Source organism: Micromonospora sp. NPDC005324 (genome assembly GCF_040607155.1).
Lineage (GTDB): Bacteria > Actinomycetota > Actinomycetes > Mycobacteriales > Micromonosporaceae > Micromonospora > Micromonospora trifolii.
On record NZ_JBEXGE010000006.1, the window covers coordinates 128,330 to 142,948 of the forward strand.

At 71.0% G+C, this 14,619-nt stretch carries 15 protein-coding genes; 6 read left to right on the top strand and 9 right to left on the bottom strand.

Annotated features, from left to right (window positions below):
* The gene (locus ABZS40_RS08665) at positions 1-1,050 is read right to left on the bottom strand and encodes a zinc-binding alcohol dehydrogenase (RefSeq protein ID WP_354942834.1); all 1,050 of its coding nucleotides are present in this window, start codon (positions 1,048-1,050) and stop codon (positions 1-3) included.
* Between the two features lie 153 nt (positions 1,051-1,203).
* On the opposite strand from ABZS40_RS08665, the gene ABZS40_RS08670 reads away from it, so the two are divergent.
* Positions 1,204-2,595 carry a lysine 2,3-aminomutase gene (locus ABZS40_RS08670; protein ID WP_354942711.1) on the top strand — a complete coding sequence of 464 codons (1,392 nt, stop codon included), beginning with the start codon at positions 1,204-1,206 and terminating at the stop codon, positions 2,593-2,595.
* A gap of 54 nt (positions 2,596-2,649) precedes the next feature.
* On the opposite strand, the gene ABZS40_RS08675 is transcribed toward ABZS40_RS08670, so the two are convergent.
* The 4 genes from ABZS40_RS08675 to ABZS40_RS08690 all read right to left on the bottom strand — a co-directional run bounded on the left by ABZS40_RS08675 (position 2,650) and on the right by ABZS40_RS08690 (position 5,811).
* Positions 2,650-3,708 carry a hypothetical protein gene (locus ABZS40_RS08675; protein WP_354942712.1) on the bottom strand — a complete coding sequence of 353 codons (1,059 nt, stop codon included), beginning with the start codon at positions 3,706-3,708 and terminating at the stop codon, positions 2,650-2,652.
* The gene (locus ABZS40_RS08680) at positions 3,708-4,271 is read right to left on the bottom strand and encodes an RNA polymerase sigma factor (RefSeq protein ID WP_354942713.1); all 564 of its coding nucleotides are present in this window, start codon (positions 4,269-4,271) and stop codon (positions 3,708-3,710) included. The genes ABZS40_RS08675 and ABZS40_RS08680 overlap by 1 nt, the downstream gene beginning before the upstream one ends.
* A 61-nt stretch (positions 4,272-4,332) precedes the next feature.
* A complete protein-coding gene (locus ABZS40_RS08685) occupies positions 4,333-5,175 on the bottom strand; it encodes a polysaccharide deacetylase family protein (RefSeq protein ID WP_354942714.1) in 843 nt (280 codons plus the stop codon).
* A 441-nt stretch (positions 5,176-5,616) separates the two neighbouring features.
* Positions 5,617-5,811, bottom strand: a complete 195-nt coding sequence (locus tag ABZS40_RS08690) for a CsbD family protein (protein WP_354942715.1) — start codon at positions 5,809-5,811, stop codon at positions 5,617-5,619.
* 157 nt (positions 5,812-5,968) lie between these two features.
* Between ABZS40_RS08690 and ABZS40_RS08695 the strand changes: the two genes are divergently transcribed.
* The gene (locus tag ABZS40_RS08695; RefSeq protein ID WP_354942716.1) at positions 5,969-6,574 is read left to right on the top strand and encodes a histidine phosphatase family protein; all 606 of its coding nucleotides are present in this window, start codon (positions 5,969-5,971) and stop codon (positions 6,572-6,574) included.
* On the opposite strand, the gene ABZS40_RS08700 is transcribed toward ABZS40_RS08695, so the two are convergent.
* From ABZS40_RS08700 to ABZS40_RS08710, 3 genes are all read right to left on the bottom strand, one after another.
* Complete coding sequence (locus tag ABZS40_RS08700) at positions 6,510-7,016, bottom strand: Lrp/AsnC family transcriptional regulator (RefSeq protein ID WP_354942717.1); 507 nt, start codon at positions 7,014-7,016, stop codon at positions 6,510-6,512. The two genes, ABZS40_RS08695 and ABZS40_RS08700, sit on opposite strands and share 65 nt — an antisense overlap.
* Positions 7,017-7,121: 105 nt before the next feature.
* Complete coding sequence (locus ABZS40_RS08705) at positions 7,122-8,264, bottom strand: acyl-CoA dehydrogenase family protein (RefSeq protein WP_354942718.1); 1,143 nt, start codon at positions 8,262-8,264, stop codon at positions 7,122-7,124.
* Positions 8,261-9,370, bottom strand: a complete 1,110-nt coding sequence (locus ABZS40_RS08710) for a Xaa-Pro peptidase family protein (protein ID WP_354942719.1) — start codon at positions 9,368-9,370, stop codon at positions 8,261-8,263. The genes ABZS40_RS08705 and ABZS40_RS08710 overlap by 4 nt, the downstream gene beginning before the upstream one ends.
* A gap of 202 nt (positions 9,371-9,572) precedes the next feature.
* On the opposite strand from ABZS40_RS08710, the gene ABZS40_RS08715 reads away from it, so the two are divergent.
* Positions 9,573-10,940: a glycosyl hydrolase family 18 protein gene (locus ABZS40_RS08715; protein WP_354942720.1), complete on the top strand. Its 1,368-nt coding sequence runs from the start codon at positions 9,573-9,575 to the stop codon at positions 10,938-10,940.
* Positions 10,941-11,002: 62 nt separating this feature from the next.
* On the opposite strand, the gene ABZS40_RS08720 is transcribed toward ABZS40_RS08715, so the two are convergent.
* Positions 11,003-11,890 carry a winged helix-turn-helix transcriptional regulator gene (locus ABZS40_RS08720; protein ID WP_354942721.1) on the bottom strand — a complete coding sequence of 296 codons (888 nt, stop codon included), beginning with the start codon at positions 11,888-11,890 and terminating at the stop codon, positions 11,003-11,005.
* Between the two features lie 165 nt (positions 11,891-12,055).
* Between ABZS40_RS08720 and ABZS40_RS08725 the strand changes: the two genes are divergently transcribed.
* The 3 genes from ABZS40_RS08725 (at position 12,056) to ABZS40_RS08735 (ending at position 14,618) form a co-directional block, all read left to right on the top strand.
* Positions 12,056-12,283, top strand: coding sequence for a hypothetical protein (locus tag ABZS40_RS08725; protein ID WP_354942722.1), 228 nt, complete (start codon positions 12,056-12,058; stop codon positions 12,281-12,283).
* A 58-nt stretch (positions 12,284-12,341) separates the two neighbouring features.
* Complete coding sequence (locus ABZS40_RS08730) at positions 12,342-13,283, top strand: 5'-3' exonuclease (RefSeq protein ID WP_354942723.1); 942 nt, start codon at positions 12,342-12,344, stop codon at positions 13,281-13,283.
* Positions 13,284-13,409: 126 nt separating this feature from the next.
* Positions 13,410-14,618: a low temperature requirement protein A gene (locus ABZS40_RS08735; RefSeq protein ID WP_354942724.1), complete on the top strand. Its 1,209-nt coding sequence runs from the start codon at positions 13,410-13,412 to the stop codon at positions 14,616-14,618.
* The last annotated feature ends 1 nt before the right edge of the window (position 14,619 follow it).

Here is a 14,619-nt window from a genome sequence, read left to right on the forward strand (position 1 = left end):
TCAGTCTGCCGCGACCCGCGCCGCGAACAGCTGACGCACCCCCGGCTCGGCCCGCAGCAGCCCCAGCGCCAACTCCGCGTGCCCCGGCACGTACCCGTTGCCCACCAGCATCGTCACGTCCGCCGCCAACCCCTCGGCGCCCAACGCCGCCGCGGAGAAGCTCGTCGCCATCGAGAAGAAGATCACCGTGCCGCCGTCAGCGGTGGCCAGAACCGCACCGTGCTCACACCCCGGCACGTCCACGCAGACCACCGTCACGTCCGCCGGCACCCCCAGCGCGGTGGTCACCGCCGTGGACAACGCCACCGGGTCGCGCGCGTCGGCCAACGCCACCACCGACGCCAGACCGGCGGCCGTCAGCTTGTCGCGCTCCGCCGCCACCGGCACCACCCCGACGGTACGCGCGGCGCCCGCCCGTCGCGCCGCCGCGAGAGACAGCGACCCGCTCTTACCGGCCCCACCGATCACCGCGACGCGCACCGGCGTCGGATCACCGGTACGCCGACGCTCCTCGACGTAGCGCGACACCACCCGGGCGGTCAGCGCGGGCGCCCCGCACACGTCGAGCACGGCGAGGGACAACTGCGGGTCCTCGTCGTCGGGCAGCACCGCGGCGATGGAGCGCGCGAACAGGATCGCCCACCCGTCGCAGGGCACCTGCTCGCTGCGCCCGTCCCAACGGGCCAACCCATCGGTGATCACCAAGGGCGTCAACGTCAACGACACCAGGGTGGCGACCCGCTCCCCCGCCCGTAGCCCCAGCGGCGACCGCCGACCGGCCTCCTCGACAGTGCCGATCAGCATCCCGCCGGAACCGGTCACCGGGTTCTGCATCTTCCCCCGGGTCGCAATGATCTCCAGCACCTCGGCGCGGACGGCGTCACCGTCGCCGCCGTGCTTCTCCGACAACTGCCGGAAGCTCGCCGCGTCCAGGTTGAGCCGCTGCACGCGGATCCGCACCTCGTTCGGCGCGATCGCCGCCGACGTGTCCAGGCGCCAGGCCGCCTGCGGCAGCACCCCCGCCGGTTGCACGACGCGGTGCAGTCCCACCGGTGACGTCACGCCAACCTCCCCCTGCCAGCCGTCCGAAGCCCCGGTCAAGGCTCGCGTAACGGGAAAACTTACGGCAGACTAGTTTCTGTACCGAATATTTTCCAGTAGCCTTCGGGCTTCGATGATCAGCCGTAACACCGAGGAGGGGCCGTGACCCAGACCATCCCGCACCCCCGTCACGCCCCGGTCGCCGTACCGACCGCCGGGCAGCCCTACGAGTACCACCGCCGCCCCCTGGTCGAACCCGACTGGACCCGCTTCCCCGGCTGGCGCCACGTCACCCGCGACCAGTGGGAATCCGCCCAGTGGCAGCGCGTCAACTGCGTCAAGAACATCAAGCAGCTCCGCGCCGTCTTCGGTGACCTGATCGACGAGACCTTCTACGCCGACCTCGAGGCCGACCAGTTGGCCATGGCCACCATGTCGATGCTGGTGCCACCACAAATGATCAACACGATGGTGCCGTTCGCGACCCTCACCACCGAGGCGCTGCTCGCCGACCCCATCCGCCGCTACATGATCCCGGTCGCCTCCGACCGGCGCACCGACTGGCCCTCACACCCCTACGCCAGCCGCGACAGCCTCCACGAGCACGACATGTGGGTCGCCGAAGGGCTCACCCACCGCTACCCCACCAAGGTCCTCGCCGAGCTGCTCTCCACCTGCCCCCAGTACTGCGGGCACTGCACCCGCATGGACCTCGTCGGCAACTCCACCCCCGCCGTCGACAAACTCAAACTCACCCTCAAGCCCGTCGACCGCTACGACGCCCACATCGCCTACCTCAAGACCCACCCCGGCGTCCGCGACGTGGTCGTCTCCGGCGGCGACGTGGCCAACGTCCCCTGGCGCAACCTCGAGTCGTACCTCATGCGCCTGCTGGAACTGGAGACGGTCCGCGACATCCGGCTCGCCACCAAGGCCCTCATGGGCCTACCCCAACACTGGCTGCAACCCGACGTCGTCGAGGGCCTGGAACGCGTGGCCCGCACCGCCGCCCGCCGCGGCGTCAACCTCGCCATCCACACCCACGTCAACCACGCCCAGTCGCTCACCCCGCTGGTCGCCAAGGCCGCCCAGACCGCCCTCGACGTCGGCGTCCGCGACGTCCGCAACCAGGGCGTCCTCATGCGCGGCGTCAACGCCACCACCCCGGAACTGCTCGACCTCTGCTTCGCCCTCCAGGGCGAAAGCGGAATCCTGCCGTACTACTTCTACATGTGCGACATGATCCCCAACGCCGAACACTGGCGGGTCCCGGTCTGGCACGCCCAGCAACTCCAGCACGACATCATGGGCTACCTCCCCGGCTACGCCACACCCCGCATCGTCTGCGACGTCCCCTTCGTCGGTAAGCGCTGGGTGCACATGCTCACCGACTACGACCGCGAGCGCGGCATCTCCTACTGGACGAAGAACTACCGCACCTCCATCGAATCCGCCGACCTGGAGGCGCTCAACAAGCGCTACGCCTACTACGACCCGATCGACACCCTCCCCGCCGACGGCCAGCAGTGGTGGGCCGACCACCGCGACGACTGACCCACCGACGGCGGCACCCCCGGGCAATCTCCCCGGGGGTGCCGCCGTCCCCCGTCACCGGCAGCCCAGAGCCGGCACGTACCCGGCCCGCACGGTGCCCGCCGCGACCTCGTCGGCGTACTCCCAGAACACCTCCGACCAGTCACCGACCCGGTCCAGGTCCCGCAGCACCCGCCACCCGTGACTGCCGCGCAGCGCGTCTGCGGCCCGCCGCACCGCCGCCTCGTCCCCACCCGCCCGCGCCCGCTGCCACTCCGCGATCCACCCGCAACCGACCCGGGACGTCACACCCACGCCGAACTGGTACGAGTCACTCACGCCGATGTCCTCCAGCGCGGCGACATCGAACCCGGGCGGCAGCGGCACGTCAGCGAGCACCCGCACCGCCCGCTCCCGCACCGGCACCACCATCTCCGCCGGCAGCGCGGCCAGCCACGTCCGCGCGTCCACCCGGACGAAGTCCGCCAGCACCCGGTCCAGATCCTTGACCGACCAGTTGCCGGAAGTGATCATCTCCACGAACATCCCGTCGCGCGGACGCAGTAGCACCGAGAAGTCGCCGCTGAAATATTCGAACCGGTCACCCGGCCAGCCGTCGACCTGCACCGACTTCGCAGGACTGACGTTGAGCCGGTCGGCATGGCGGTCCTCGTAACCGGCAGCCGAATACCAGGTCATCTCCAGCTCGCGCCCACCTCTGCGGAACGCGATGGTGCCGTACTCGTCGTCGAACGTGGACAGGCTGATCACCTTCCAACCGGAGCGGTTGATCAGCAGCCGCGGATTTCCCTCCGCCGCCGCCATCACCTGCGGCGAATACACCAGTTGAGCGTCAGGGGTGGCGATGGGAGCCAACCCGCCGTCCTCGGCCTGCCCCCGCAACACGATCGACACCGGCACGACGCTGACGAGAACGGCTGCCGCCGCCACGGCGCTGGCGAAGCGACGCACCCGCAACCGCCGCCGCGGAACCTCGACGACACGATCGAACATCGACTCGGACATAATTCCCTCCAGCAGGTCCTGCTTCACCTCGCCGAGGTCCCCGATCACACCGAGCCGACCCGGGTCGGCATCCCGAACCAGCCGGTCGACACGCTCCTCCGTGGTCATCAGTCCTCCTTGCCGGTGGATGCGGTCAGCACGTCGAGTACATGTCCGGGCGGCCCCGGGTCGTCACCGACCAACCCCCGCAACCTCGCCCGCGCCCGCGACAACCGGGTTCGGACCACAGCAGGACCCACCCCCAGGACCGCGGCCACCTCATGCGGCCGAAGCCCTTCCCAGACGGTGAGCATCAGCACCTCCCGGTCCACCTCAGCAAGACCCGCCAAGGCCGCCCTGACGGCAAGCCGCTCCGGCACCTCACTGCCCGGATCGGCGACCGAAACGACAATCTGCTGACGCAACCGCTCACCGAGGCGCTGCCGGCGAACACCACCACGGTGCTGGTTGGCCAGCACACGCCGGGCCACCCCGTACAGCCACAGCCGGGCCTCCCCGGCGACCGGAATGTCCTGCCGGCGACGCCACGCCACCAGGAAGGTCTCGGCGACGACATCAGCCGCGTCCTCCGGGTGGGCGACACGACGCAACGCGTACGCCAACAGCGACTCGAAATCCTCGGCGTACACCCGCCGGAAGCGATCCTCGTCATGCTCTGTCCCGGAGCTCACACCCACTCCATGTCCGGTGCGACCCCGACCGTGACAGGCCAGGACGGCTGAGCCTCAGCCCTCAGCCGTCGGCCAGCACCTCGGACAACGACGCCGGCACCAGCCCTCGCTCACGCAACCCCGCCAGGATGTGCGGCAACGCCTCGTCTGTCATCGCCGCGTTCGCCTCGGTGACATGCATGATCACCACCGACCCGGGGCGAACGTGGTCCAACACCGCCCGCACCAACGGCTTCCACGCCGTCGCAAACGGATCGCCGCTGACCACGTCCCCGTCGACCACCGTCACACCCAACGGCGCCAACGCGTCCAGCGCCGCCGCGTCGTGGCACAACCCGGGAAACCGGAAGTACCGGGTCTGCCGACCCCCGTACGGCGCGATCACCTCGAACGTCTTCGCCACATCGCCGGCCAGCTCGTCGACCGGCAACCGCGGCAGGTCGTAACAGTCGGCGGTGAACGCCGCGTGCCCGTAGGTGTGGTTGGCCAACTCGAAGCGCGGGTTGCCGGCGATCCGCCGGGTCACGTCCGGATACCGCTGCACCCACTTGCCGGTCAGGAAGAACGTCGCCGGCACCTGCTCGCGCTCCAGCAGGTCGAGGATGCGCAGGTTCGCGTACGACTTCACCTTGCCGGCCCGGAGGCTGGCCAGCATCCCGTCGGTCATGTCCGCGTCGAAGGTCAGCGCGACCTTGGCACCGGTGCGCGGGCCGTGATCCACCACCGGCGCCCTGGTCCCGGTCTGCGTCGCGCCCGGCACCGGGGGCGACGAGACGCTGGCCGACGGCACCGCCGGAGAAACACCCGTCGACGGCAGCGCCGACGAGGCGCCGTCCCAGGCCGGACCGGCCGGGGGCGACGAGGCCGACGACCCGACGAAGACCGGCCGGTCCGACGTCGGCACCCGAGACGCCGTACACGCGGCACCGCCGACAACGGCCACCGCCGCGAGTACGCCACACCACAACGGACGAAGCCGAGAGCGAATCACGCCGCCGATCATCCCAAACGCGAGCCATCTTCACCGCCCCGCACCCCCGCGCCGATCTTGCACTTCCGGTCGTCGGATTGAGCGGGATGCCAAATATGCCGCGACAGAAAGTGCAAGATCGGCGCGGGAGTGGCCCGGGACGACCCTGGGTGCGTCGATCATGGGGTTGTGGTGCCTGTTCTGGAGGCGTTAAGGATGCTTCGTCCACCACCACAACTCCATGATCGACGGGGCAGGGCAGGGCAAGGCAGAGCGCCCCGCCGGCAACGTCACGGTCACCGCGCGACAGTCACCAGGGAACGCAACACGGGTCCCCGGGCGACGGTGCGCCCGGGGACCCGTGGACCGCTCAGGTCACTTCGTGAAGGAGTCCTTCACGTTGCGGCCAGCGTCCTTGACGTTCTGACCGGCCTGCTTGGCGCGCGCGTCGCTCTGCTGGCTGGCGCCCTCGCCACGCATCCGCTCGTTGTCGGTCATGTCGCCGACGCGCTCCCTCGCGGCGCCGGTCATCTGCTCAACCTTGTTCTTTGCCTTCTCGGTGAAGCTCATCGCGCCTCCTCGGTCTGGCGGTTGTCCTCGTTCGCTTGCCCGGTTCCCGGGTGCTGAAACCGGCAGTGCCGGTTGGCACACCCGCTAAAGCGTCCTAGGAAGATAGGTAGTGGGAGGGTCGCCTGTCGGCCCCGCCCCGCGATGGTTAACTGACCGCATGGGAGAGCTCCTGCTGATCCGGCACGGCGAGACCACCTGGAGCGCCAGCCTGCGGCACACCTCGTACACCGACCTGGAGCTGACCCCCGACGGCGAGCGACAGGCCCGCACCCTGGCCGCGTTCCTGGCCGGCCGGCGCTTCGTCACGGTGCTGACGAGCCCTCGCTCCCGGGCGCTGCGCACCGCGCAGCTGGCCGGGCTCACCGTCGACGCCGTCGACGAGAACCTCAGCGAGTGGAACTACGGCGAGTACGAGGGCCGCACCACCGTCGACATCCACGACGACGATCCGCACTGGAACATCTGGACCGACGGCTGCCCCGGCGGGGAGTCCCCCGAGCAGGTGGGCGAACGGCTCGACCGGGTGCTGGCCCGCGTCACACCGCTGCTCGACCGTGGCACCGTCGCGCTGGTCGGGCACGCGCACAGTCTGCGGGTGCTCGGTGCCCGCTGGATCGGCCTGCCCCCGTCCGCCGGTGGGCGGCTACGCCTGGACACCGCCACGGTCAGCGCGCTCGGTCACGAACACGGCCGGCAGGTCATCCTGCGGTGGAACCAGCCGGCTCCTCCGGCGCCCGGGTCCGCGACCGACTCGGTGCCGTAGCGCTGATCTTCGGTGGCCGGTTCTCGTACGGCGTGGACAACACCACCGTCGTCCGGGTCGTGACGTTCGCCGACGTGCGGATCTCCTGGAGCACCCGCTCCAGGTCGGTGGGGCTGGCCACCCGCACCAGCAGCAGGTAGAAGTCCTCCCCCGCCACGGAGTAGCAGGAGTCGATCTCCGGCAGGTGGGCCAGCCGCTCCGGGGCGTCGTCCGGCTGCGACGGATCGAACGGCCGGATCGCCACGAACGCGGTCAGCGGCAGCTCCAACGCCTCGAACGACACCCGGGCGGCGTACCCCTTGATCACCCCGCGCTGCTCCAGCCGGCGGACCCGCTGGTGCACGGCGGACACCGACAGCCCCACCCGCTCGGCCAGGTCGGTGTACGACAGACGGCCGTCGGCGGTCAGCGCAGCGACGATAGCGCGGTCGATCTCCTCCACGGCGTGCAACCTACCGGTAAAACCGTCGCACGGCGACGAGGTACCCGAGTGGCGGGCCGCGGTGGGCCGTGGCGCGCCCACCGCAGCCCCACCACCTGCCCCTCGTCAGTCCCTGGCCAGCGCCCGGGAGATCACCATCCGCTGGATCTGGTTGGTGCCCTCCACGATCTGCAACACCTTCGCCTCACGCATGTACCGCTCCACCGGGTGGTCGGCCACGTAACCCGCGCCGCCGAGCACCTGCACCGCGTCGGTGGTCACCCGCATCGCCATGTCGGTGGCGAAGAGCTTCGCCTTGGCCGCCTCGATCGCGTACGGGCGGCCGGCGTCGCGCAGCCGGGCCGCCGCCAGGGTCAGCGCGCGGGCGGCGGAGATCTGGGTGGCCGCGTCGGCGAGGAGGAACCCCAGCCCCTGGAAGTCGATGATGGAGCGCCCGAACTGCTGGCGCTCCCGGGCGTAGGAGACCGCGTAGTCCAGGGCAGCCTGGGCCAGCCCGACCGCGCAGGCCGCGATGCCCAGCCGGCCGGAGTCCAGCGCGGACATGGCGATGGTGAAGCCCATCCCCTCGCCGCCGATCAACCGGTCGGCCGGCACCCGCGCGTCGTCGAAGGTGATCTGCGCGACCGGGGAGGCGCGCAGCCCCATCGTCCGCTCGGCCGCCTGCGGGGTGATGCCGGCCGTTCCCGCGTCGGCGAGCAGGCAGGAGATCCCCTTCGGACCGGGCCCGCCGGTGCGGCAGAAGACGTTGTAGAAGTCGGCCGTGCGGGCGTGGGTGATCCACGCCTTCGTGCCGGAGACCAGGTACGCGTCGCCGTCGCGATCCGCCCGGGTGGTCAGCGCCGCCGCGTCCGAGCCACCCTGCGGCTCGGAGAGGCAGTACGCGCCCAACAACTCGCCACCGAGCATGTCCGGCAACAGCTTGCGCTGCTCGTCGCTGCCGAACGCCGCCACCGGGTAGCAGGACAGGGTGTGCACGCTGACCGCCTCGGCGACCGCGAGCCAGCGGCTGGCCAGGATCTCCAGCACCTGGAGGTACACCTCGTACGGCTGCGCCGCGCCGCCGTACTCCTCGGGGTAGGGCAGGCCGAGCAGGCCGGCGCGGCCCAGCGTGCGCAGCACCTCGCGGGGGAACTCGGCGCGTTCCTCGAAGGCCGCGGCCTTCGGCGCGAGCTCGCCGTCGGCGAGCTCGGTGGCGAGACCCAGCAGGTCGTGGGCCTCGTCGGTGGGGAGGATCCGGTCGACAGTCATAGCGCGATGAGCTCCGTGGGGGTGGTGTTGAGCTGTTGCACGCCGTCCGTTGTGCAGACGACGATGTCCTCGATGCGGGCGCCGTGCCGGCCCGCCAGGTAGATGCCCGGTTCGATGGAGAACGCCATGCCGGCCTCCAGGGGTCGGTCGTTGCCGGCCACCAGGTACGGCTCCTCGTGCCCGTCCAGGCCGATACCGTGGCCGGTGCGGTGCAGGAACACGGGACCGTAGCCGGCGGCGGCGATCGGCGCGCGGGCCGCGGCGTCGGCCGCCGCGGCGGTGATTCCGGGCCGCACCGCCTCGACGGCGGCGCGCTGGGCGTCGCGCAGCACCGCGTAGTAGTCCAGGAAGTCGGCCGGCGCCGACCCGCCCGCCAGGTAGGTGCGGGTGCAGTCCGAGCGGTAGCCCGACGCCATGGTGCCGCCGATGTCGACCACCACCGGCTCGCCGACGCCGATCGGCCGGTCGGAGGTGCCGTGGTGCGGGCTGGCGCCGTTGGGCCCGGCCGCCACGATGACGAAGTCGACCGTGACGTGCCCGGCGGCGCGGATCGCCGCGGCGATGTCGGTGGCGACCTCGGCCTCGGTGCGACCGGGGCGCAGCCACTCGCCCATCCGCAGGTGCACCTCGTCGATCGCCGCGCCGGCCTCGGCGAGTGCCGCGACCTCCGCCGGGGACTTGCGGATCCGCAGCTCGCGCAGCACCTCCCCGGCGAGCCGTTGCGCGGCGTCGGGCAGCGCCGCGCGCAGGCCGAGGACCTGCTCGGCCCACATCCGGTCAGCGAGCCCGACCGCCGCGACCGGGCCGTCGAGGGCGGCGACGACCAGGGGGTACGGGTCGCTGCCGTCGACGTGGTCGACGATGCGCACCCCGGTGTTCGGGGCCGCCTCCGCCGCGGGGCGTTCCAGCCTCGGCACGATCAGTGTGGGCTCGCCCTCGGCGGGCAGCACCAGGCAGGTCAGCCGCTCCCCCGCGTGGGCGTCGTACCCGGTCAGGTAGCGCAGGTCCGAGCCGGGGGTGAGCAGCAGGGCGTCCAGGCCGGCGGCGGCCGTCGCGCGCTGCGCGGCGATCAGCCGATCCGGCGGATACAGCTCGTCGATTCCCACAGCGTCAGCTTAACGGTCGTTTGGGCAAACCCCATATTCACACCGACTGGTCGGAAATCCATCGACGTTGATTGACTCGGACAGTTAACACTCTTTAAGATTTGGCTGCCTCGAGGCCCACCCGTCCCTGCGTCCCCGCACCCCCCGCCCGCGACAACCCTGCGCGGGCGGGTGTCGTCCCCCGCCCACGGGAAGGCCCCCGATGTCCTCACCACTGCGCCGCGCCCTCGCCGCCGGCCTGCTCGCGCTCGCCACGGCCGGCGCCACCCTCACCGTCACCAGCGCCCCCGCGCAGGCCGTCGTGCTGCCGAACAACTTCAAGAGCGTCGGCTACATGCCCTCCTGGGCCGGAAACATCAACACCATCCAGTACAACAAGCTCACCCACATCAACTACGCCTTCGTCCTGCCCAACAGCAACGGCACACTGCAAGGGGTGGACGGGGCCCGGCTCTCCTCGCTGGTCTCGCAGGGGCACGCCAACAACGTCAAGGTCTCCATCGCCGTCGGCGGCTGGAACGACGGCAACGACTCGGCCTTCGAAACGCTCGCCGCCAACGCCACGAGCCGCACCAACTTCGTCAACAACCTGATCAACTTCGTCAACCAGTACAACCTCGACGGCGTCGACATGGACTGGGAGTACCCCGACCCGGGCGCCTCGGCCAACAACTACACGGCGCTCATGACGCAGCTCGGCAGCGCCCTGCACAGTCGCGGCAAACTGCTCACCGCCGCCGTGGTCTCCGAGGGCGGCAGCGTCCAGGGCGTCCAGACGGCCGTGTTCAACCAGGTCGACTGGCTCAACATCATGGCGTACGACGGCGGCAGCCCACACGCCAACTACGACTGGTCGATCAACAGCATCAACCTGTGGAAGGCCCGCGGCCTGCCCGCCAGCAAGGCCGTCCTCGGCATCCCGTTCTACAGCCGCCCCGTCTACTACAACTACTCGTACCTGGTCGGACTGGACCCGGCGAACGCCAACCGGGACTGCGCCACCATCGGCGGCAGCCAGCAGTGCTGGAACGGCATCCCGACGGTCAAGCGCAAGACGCAGTGGGCCCTCGCAAACGCCGGCGGCGTGATGAACTGGGAGCTGTCGCAGGACACCAGCGGCTCGACCTCACTGCTCAGCGCCATGTACGACACCATCATGGGCGGCACCACCCCGCCGCCGACCGGTCGTACCGGCCAGATCACCGGGATCGCCGGCAAGTGCGTCGACGTGGCCTCGGCGAGCACCGCCAACGGCGCCGCCGTCCAGCTCTGGGGCTGCAACGGCACCAACGCGCAGACCTGGACCGTGGCCAGCGACAGCACGCTGCGCGCCCTCGGCAAGTGCGCCGACATCACCAGCGGCTCCACCGCCAACGGCGCGAAGGTCCAACTCTGGGACTGCAACGGCAGCGGCGCCCAGGTCTGGCAGGGGCAGTCCAACGGCACACTGCGCAACCCGCAGTCGAACAAGTGCCTCGACGCCAGCGACAACAGCTCCGCCGACGGCACCCGGTTGCAGATCTGGGACTGCTTCGCCGGCGCCAACCAGCGCTGGACGCTCCCGGCCTGACGCCACGCCCGCAGAGTCCTCGGACCAGCCGGCTCGTAGGGCCCCCGGTCGACGCGAAGGCGTCAGCCGGGGGTCTGAGCGTGCTCACCGACCACTGTGAGCATCTCCTGCACCGAGCCGGCCGGGTCGGTGACCGGGAACTGCACGGCCCGCACCACCGCCGTCGGGTCCACCAGCAGGGTCAGCCGCTTGAACCGGGTCACCCCGCCCGCGCGGAACACCGGCAGCAGCAACCCCGCCCCCAGGCGACCGTCCTCATCGGACAACAGCGGAAACGGCAGTTCGGCGTACGCGGCGAAGTCGGCGAGCTGGTCGGGTCGCTGGGTGCTGACGCCGTACACCCGGGCACCGGCGGTGACGAAGTCCGGATGACGCTTGGCGTAGGTGGTCGACTCCAGTGTGCACCCCCGGGCACCGGGAATCTCCGCCCAACCGGGCGGGTAACCGTGCGTCCCCGGCGCGTACGCCCCGGGGAACAGGTAGAGGACCGTCCACGCGTCCGTCGCTGCCACCGCCACCGGTTGCCCGTCGGCGGCCGGCAGGACGACCTCGGGCAACCGCCGACCGACCAGGTCGTGCGCGCGGCGCGCCTCGGCCGAGCCGGCGTCGGCCGTCGCGGTCACGTCGCCGTCGCCCATCAGATGCCTCGTTCCCCAGTCCTGCAGCGCGATCAGCACCGGCAACAGCCCTTCGCCCCGCGCGGTGAGCAGATAGTCGTACCGCGGTGGGTGTCGTGAGTACGGCCGGCGCTCCAGCACACCGTGCTCGACAAGGGCGGCGAGGCGCTCGGTCAGCGCCCGCCGGCTGACGCCCAGCTCGCGTTGCAGCGCGTCGAAGCGGGTCGTCCCGCCGGCGACGTCGCGGACGATGAGGAACGTCCACCAGTCCCCCAGTACGCCGAGCGCCTGCGCGATGCCGCAGTCCGCATCGGCAAGATCCTCTCGCCGCACCGGCTACCTCCACTGGTCCCGTCCGACTATAGTCCGTTCCGGATTGGAACGCTCCGCATCGGCGGCCGGCAACGGTCCGCGCGTCCGTTCTCCTGTTCGAACGCCACCGGGAGCCATACCCTGGAAGCCGGGAGCCACCCGGACTCCCCCACCGGGAGGACCGACGTGGCAGCGAACCAGGCGAGCCGGGCGGCGACCCGCCGTCGCCGCCAACTGTGGGCCGGGGTCCTCGCACTCGTCGGCCTGGTCCTGCTGATCATCGGCGTCACCGTCGCCGACGGCGTCGCGGCCTGGGTCGAGGTGGTGGTCGCCATCCTGCTGCTGGTGACCAGCTACGTCGTGCAGCACCTGGCCCGGCGGGACACCGTCTACCGGCCCGACGAGCGACGCTGACACCACCGGCGGCCGGGCGTACGCCAGAACGTCGGACGGTTGTGCCAGGCTGTCCGGCGTGGCACACCGACCCCCGATCCTGCTGATCGACGCAGCCAGCCTCTACTTCCGCGCCTACTTCGGCATCCCGGAGTCGGTCGCCAAGGCCGAGGACGGCACCCCGGTCAACGCGGTGCGCGGCTTCCTCGACATGCTCGCCACCCTGATCCGGGTGCGGGGCGCCGACCGGATGATCTGCGCACTCGACTACGACTGGCGCCCGGCGTGGCGCGTCGACCTACTGCCGTCGTACAAGGCGCACCGGGTCGCCCCACAGGGCGGCGAGATCGTCCCGGACACCCTCTCCCCCCAGGTGCCGATGATCCTGGAGGTCCTCGCGGCGGTGGGCATCACCGCGGTCGGCGCGACCGGCTACGAGGCGGACGACGTGCTCGGCACCCTCTCGGTGACCCAGCCGGGCCCGGTCGAGGTGGTCTCCGGAGACCGGGACCTGTTCCAACTCGTCGACGACGCCCGACCCGTCCGGCTGCTCTACGTCGGGCGCGGCGTCGCCAAGCTCGACGACTGCGACGACGCCGCCGTGCGGGCCCGCTACGGCGTGCCGGCCGACAGGTACGCCGACTTCGCCGCGCTGCGCGGCGACCCGAGTGACGGGTTGCCCGGGGTGGCCGGCGTCGGCGACAAGACCGCCGCCCGGCTGATCGAGCGGTACGGCAGCATCGCCGGCATCCTGGCCGCGCTCGACGACTCCGACTCGTCCTTCGCACCGGGCCTGCGCGCCAAGCTGGTCGCGGCACGCGACTACCTGGGCGTCGCGCCGACGGTCGTCCGGGTCGCCCTGGACGTGCCCCTGCCGGAGCTGCCCACCGCGCTGCCGAGCGCGCCGGTCGACCCGGACCGGCTGCTCGAGCTCGCCCAACGATGGAACCTGGCCGGCTCGGCCCGCCGCCTGGTCGACGCCCTCGCCGCCCCCCGTGGGAACGCCACGACATCCGGGTAACCGAGTCGATCAACCCGGTCGGGGGACGAGCGGGCGAACGCGGGCGCCCGCACTTCCCCGCTCGTTACCGTCGGTTGAGGTGGACCGGACAGGTCCGTCGAGTCGAGCGGTTCCGCAGGAGATCCCGTGCACCTCGCCGCGCCGGAGCCCGGATCGCCACGGGCCAGCGGTCCGCCGGTGCGCGATCCGGAGGGCCCGCGCCGGGTCACCCTCCTCGAACTCTTCTTCGACCTGGTGTACGTGGTCGCGCTGGCGCTCATCTCCCGAGGAATGGTCCAGCAGCTCGACTGGCACCGAGCCGCCGAAGCACTGATCATGCTGGCCGCCGTCTGGTGGACCTGGACGATCACCACGCTGGTCACCGACCTGTACAACCCGGAACGCACCGAGATCAAACTGCTGATCAGCGCCGTCATGTTCGGCGCGCTGCTGATGACCACGGCGATCCCGGAAGCCTTCAACGACCGAGGGCTCGTCTTCGCCGGCACCTACGTGTCGATCCACCTGGGGCGTGGACTGTTCCTGATGCCGGCGGTACGCCGCGAACCGCAGACCCAGCGTCGGGCGGCCCGCATCTTCGTCTGGTTCGCGGTGTCGGCGATCCCGTGGCTCATCGGCGCATTCGTCAGCGGAGACGCCCGGATCGCGTGCTGGGCCCTCGCGCTCGCCATCGACTACATCGGCTTCCGCCTCGCGTACCCGGTGCCCGGGCTCGGGGTGGTGCCCGAGAAGCAGCGCAACGTCACCGCGGAGCATCTCTCCGAGCGCTACCAGCAGTTCTTCATCATCGCGCTCGGCGACGCCATCCTGACGATCGGCACCATGTTCAGCCTGGAGCACAACGAGGCCGAGAACATCGGGGCCTTCGCGGTGGCGTTCCTGACCACGCTGCTGCTCTGGCGGATCTACGTGCACAAGTCCGGCGAGCTGCTGCCGACCGCCATCCAGGCCGCCCAGTCGCCCAGCAAGTTCCTGTTCAGCGCCCCGTACACCCATCTGTTGATGATCGCCGGCGTGGTCACCACAGCGGCCGGCTTCCACCTGGTGCTGCACGAGCCGACCGGGCGGACACCGCCGGCCTGGCTGGCGGTGATCCTCGGAGGCCCGGCGCTGTTCCTGGCCGGCCGGGCCTCGTTCGAGTACGAGGTGTTCAGCCGGGTGTCCTGGTCCCGACCCGGTGGGGTGCTGGCGCTGCTGACCATCGCGCCCGCCCTGCTGTACCTGCCGCCGGTCTTCGCCTCCGTCGGCGGACTGCTGGTGCTGGCCGGCGTGGCCTACGCGGACTTCCGGCGCAGCCACGGCAAGCCGCCGGAGAAGCCCTCACCGCCGCACTGAA

What these genes read in the sequence shown, in the direction of transcription:
- ABZS40_RS08675 (WP_354942712.1), bottom strand. Translation starts at nt 3,708, where the DNA reads ATGACCACGGAGGAGCGTGTCGACCGGCTGGTTCGGGATGCCGACCCG.
- ABZS40_RS08690 (WP_354942715.1), bottom strand. Translation starts at nt 5,811, where the DNA reads ATGAGCTTCACCGAGAAGGCAAAGAACAAGGTTGAGCAGATGACCGGC.
- ABZS40_RS08715 (WP_354942720.1), top strand. Translation starts at nt 9,573, where the DNA reads ATGTCCTCACCACTGCGCCGCGCCCTCGCCGCCGGCCTGCTCGCGCTC.
- ABZS40_RS08695 (WP_354942716.1), top strand. Translation starts at nt 5,969, where the DNA reads ATGGGAGAGCTCCTGCTGATCCGGCACGGCGAGACCACCTGGAGCGCC.
- ABZS40_RS08705 (WP_354942718.1), bottom strand. Translation starts at nt 8,264, where the DNA reads ATGACTGTCGACCGGATCCTCCCCACCGACGAGGCCCACGACCTGCTG.